Genomic DNA, 3,530 nt, shown 5'->3' with positions numbered 1-3,530 from the left:
GGGCGCTCCCGATCGAGCTCCTGAGCAACAGCGAGGCCCACGACGCATGGTTTCGGGCGAAGGTGCGAGAGGCGCTGGAGGATGAGCGCCCGGACGTCGACGACGCCGCGGCCGAAGCGCATTTTGCTGAACGGCGCGCCTCGGCGCTTCGCAAAGCTCGGGGCCGGTCGTGAGGCTCGTCTGGACGCAGCATGCGCTCACCGATCGAGAAGCCATCTTCAGATACATTGAAGCCGAAAGCCCGCGCGCTGCAGTCAATGTCGACGATCAAATCATCGCCGCCGTGCGGCGGCTTCTCGAGTTTCCCGAGAGCGGCCGCCTCGGCCGCGTCGCCGGAACCCGTGAACTCGTCGTTTCCCGTACGCCCTTCATCGCAGCCTATGTCGTGACCGCGGACAGGGTTCGAATTCTGCGCGTCCTGCACGGCGCTCAGGTGTGGCCGGACGAGATCGTGTCAGGCGTTAACGATGCGTAGTTCGCCCGGCCTCGTCGGGGGAGCCAATACGCTCCAATATTGACGATCGCGCTTCACCGCTTTGGCGGCCATTCCGGGTACCGAACTTGGGTCGCCGGGCTCATCTTGCGTCGGCCCGTGTCAAGCCGAATATCCTGGGCATGGGGACGACGAAGAAAACGGGCGCACTGAGGCCAGACGCTCACAAGCGGAAGGTCATGTACCGTGGCGTCAAAATTTTCCCGAAGACCGGGAAGTGTCACCAATTGCCAGAGCGCGGCCCAGACTGGAGCACGATCGAGACGATCGTCGTGGGATTGAACCCGAAGCGCGCAGTTTATCCTGGCGACACGGTCGAGGCGGCGGAGCGACATTAGGCCGGGGCACGTCCGGCAGGGCCGCCTCCGCGCCGAAGCGCGCAATCAGCCCCCCGCCCGGGCCGCCGAGCGTCGCCGCCACCGGCGAGAACGCCGTCTGCGCTTTGGATTGCAAGAAGCCGAAGCCCTTGGCCAGCTCCGCCGGAATGAGGTTGCGTAGCGAAACGTCGTTCGCCAGCATGACAAGCCGGATGGCTTGGCCGGCTTCGTCGGCGGAAACGTTCATCGGCACGTCGCCGGCGATCACCGCGACCTCGGCTTCCATGTCGGCGCCATAGGCCTCGTCTGCCAGCAGGATCGGGCCGCGCGGGCCGAAGGGCGCGTCAGAACTTCCCTGATACATGAGGGGATCGGTCAGTGCGTTCGGCGGCATTTCTGCGCCGCGCGCCTTGCGCCCCAGCCCCACGTGATTGAGATAGGCTGACCCGTCCAGCCATTGGTAGGCGCGCGGCAGCGGCGCGGCGCAATCCTGCTCACGGAACGCGAACAAGGGAACCGCGTCGCGCGCGAGCTGATCCGCGAGCGCGGCGAGCCGCGCCGCCGCCTCCGCCCATGAATCGAGCGCCGCCTGCAGCGTCGGCGCGATCGCAGCCGCCGACGTCGCCTTCGTCAGATCGCGCGAAACGACCACGAGCTTTCCGTCGCACCCATGTTTGAGCGGCGCGAGCTTCACGGGCGGCTGCCGTACTTCCGCTCGAGGCCCCTCCAGCAATCCGCGTAATCGCGTTGCAGCGTTTCCAGTTGCGCGGCGTAGCGAGTGAGGTGCTGCGGAAGCCGCGTTTCGAACATGAAGGCCAGCGTATCGACGAGCTTGTGCGGCTTGAGCTCCTCGGTCGAGGCCTTCGCGAAGGCGTTGAGATCCGGACCATGCGGCAGCATGCAATTGTGAAGGCTCACGCCGCCCGGCGCGAAGCCGTCCGGCTTGGCGTCGTACTGGCCATAAATGAGCCCCATGAACTCCGACATGACGTTCATGTGGTACCAGGGCGGCCGGAAGGAATGTTCGGCGACCTGCCAGCGTTCGGGGAAGATGACGAAATCGACGTTCGCCACGCCGTCCTCCCCCGACGGCGCCGTCAGCACCGTGAAGATCGACGGGTCGGGATGATCGAACAGGACCGAGCCGACAGGCGAGAAGGTGCTGAGATCGTATTTGTAGGGCGCATAATGGCCATGCCAGCCGACGACGTCGAGCGGCGAGTGGCCGATCTCGCATTGATAGAACTTGCCGCACCATTTGACCGTGAGCCGGCACGGCGTCTCCTTGTCCTCGAAAGCGGCGATCGGCGTCTTGAAGTCGCGCGGATTGGCGAGGCAGTTGGCGCCGATCGGGCCGCGGTTCGGAAGCGTGAATTTGGCGCCGTAGTTCTCGCAGAGATAGCCGCGCGCCGGACCCTCGACGAGTTCGACCTTGAACTTCACGCCGCGCGGAATGACGCAGACGTGGCCGGGACCCACCTCGATGCGGCCGAGCTCAGTGAAGAACACGAGCTTGCCCGCCTGCGGCGCCACAAGGAGCTCGCCGTCGGCGTCGTAAAAATAGTCGTCCGCCATCGACTGGTTGACAAAATAGAGCGCGGCGGACATCCCCGTCTGCGTGTTGACGTCGCCCGCCGTCGTCATCGTGCGGACGCCGGCGACGAACGTGAGGTCGCCCTCTGGCGCGGGCGGCGGACCCCAGCGCAATTGCCCGATCGGCAAGTCGTGATCATCGAGGCAGGGCGCGCTCCTCCACCACGGCAGGGAAACGGGCGCAAATCGCGCGGCGTGCCGCACGCTCGGCCGCATCCGATAGAGCCACGAACGCTCGTTGACGGTGCGCGGGGCGGTGAACGGGGACCCCGAGAGTTGTTCGGCGTAAAGGCCGTAGGCGGCGCGTTGCGGCGAATTCTGGCCGCAGGGCAGAACCCCCGGCAACGCTTCGGTTTCAAAATCATTGCCGAAACCCGGCATGTAGCCGGGGAGAATCGCGCTCTTCACGCCGTTGCCTATTGGTTGCGCGTGCGACGAAATTAGTTGCATATGAAACCTGATTATGTCAAGCTCAGTTCATGGGCGCGGGCTTCGTTTTGAACGCATTCCTCCCTTTCCGCTTGAATCGGCTCGCCGCGGAGGTTTCGGAGCGGCTGGCGGGGCTCTACGCCGAACGCTTTGGCCTCGACGTGCCGCAGTGGCGGGTCCTGGCGACCCTCGCCGCGGGTCCTTGCACCGCCCAGGCCGTCGTCGCCTCGACCCGCACCCACAAATCGACGATCAGCCGGGCGGTCCAGCTGCTTGAAGCCCGCGGACTCATCGAGCGCGACGTCTCCGGCGCCGACAAGCGGGCCTACGTCCTCAAGCTGACGACGGCCGGACGCAAGCTGTTCCGCCAGCTCGAGCCGCTGGTGCTCGCCTATGAGGACGATCTTCTGTCGCGCATGACCGCCGCCGGCTCGAGAGGCCTCCTGCGCGGCGTCGGCGCGCTCGAGGCGGCGCTCGGGCTGTCGATCGGCGATCCGGCCGCACGACCATAAATCCGCCGCCCCGATGTCCGGATTTGGCGGACTTTTTGCGCTAGATGAGGGGCCCCAACTGACGGAGCGACTGCCATGGGTCCATTTCCGCATGAGGCGCCGCCGCCGGTCATTTCGGAGGAAAACCCGATGGGCACCGACGGCTTCGAGTTCGTCGAGTTCGCCCATCCCAAGCCCGGGTTCCTC

Annotated in this window: 4 protein-coding genes and 1 pseudogene; 3 read left to right on the top strand and 2 right to left on the bottom strand. The window is 65.8% G+C overall.

Translation table 11 applies throughout. The features are described from left to right. Together ACLP25_RS00470 and ACLP25_RS00465 are read left to right on the top strand one after the other, a co-directional pair. Nucleotides 1-173, top strand: a pseudogene (locus ACLP25_RS00470) (type II toxin-antitoxin system RelB/DinJ family antitoxin); the annotation flags it as partial. After that, a complete protein-coding gene (locus tag ACLP25_RS00465) occupies nt 170-475 on the top strand; it encodes a type II toxin-antitoxin system RelE/ParE family toxin (protein ID WP_442467286.1) in 306 nt (101 codons plus the stop codon). The pseudogene ACLP25_RS00470 and the gene ACLP25_RS00465, both read left to right, overlap by 4 nt. Nucleotides 476-685: 210 nt before the next feature. Here the strand turns inward: ACLP25_RS00465 and ACLP25_RS00460 are convergent, their stop codons facing one another. Both ACLP25_RS00460 and hmgA read right to left on the bottom strand, forming a co-directional pair. Next, a complete protein-coding gene (locus tag ACLP25_RS00460; RefSeq protein WP_442467285.1) occupies nt 686-1,504 on the bottom strand; it encodes a fumarylacetoacetate hydrolase family protein in 819 nt (272 codons plus the stop codon). Continuing rightward, a complete protein-coding gene (hmgA, locus tag ACLP25_RS00455) occupies nt 1,501-2,853 on the bottom strand; it encodes a homogentisate 1,2-dioxygenase (protein ID WP_442467284.1) in 1,353 nt (450 codons plus the stop codon). Before hmgA ends, ACLP25_RS00460 begins: the two co-directional genes overlap by 4 nt. Nucleotides 2,854-2,900: 47 nt before the next feature. Between hmgA and ACLP25_RS00450 the strand changes: the two genes are divergently transcribed. Beyond that, complete coding sequence (locus ACLP25_RS00450; RefSeq protein WP_442467283.1) at nt 2,901-3,344, top strand: MarR family winged helix-turn-helix transcriptional regulator; 444 nt, start codon at nt 2,901-2,903, stop codon at nt 3,342-3,344. Nucleotides 3,345-3,530: the final 186 nt, after the last annotated feature.

This window comes from Roseiarcus sp., assembly GCF_052145395.1.
Lineage (GTDB): Bacteria > Pseudomonadota > Alphaproteobacteria > Rhizobiales > Beijerinckiaceae > Roseiarcus.
Note: the sequence above shows the minus strand (reverse complement) of the source record. Positions and strands in the feature narration are given on the sequence as shown.

What these genes read in the sequence shown, in the direction of transcription:
- hmgA (WP_442467284.1), bottom strand. Translation starts at nt 2,853, where the DNA reads ATGCAACTAATTTCGTCGCACGCGCAACCAATAGGCAACGGCGTGAAG.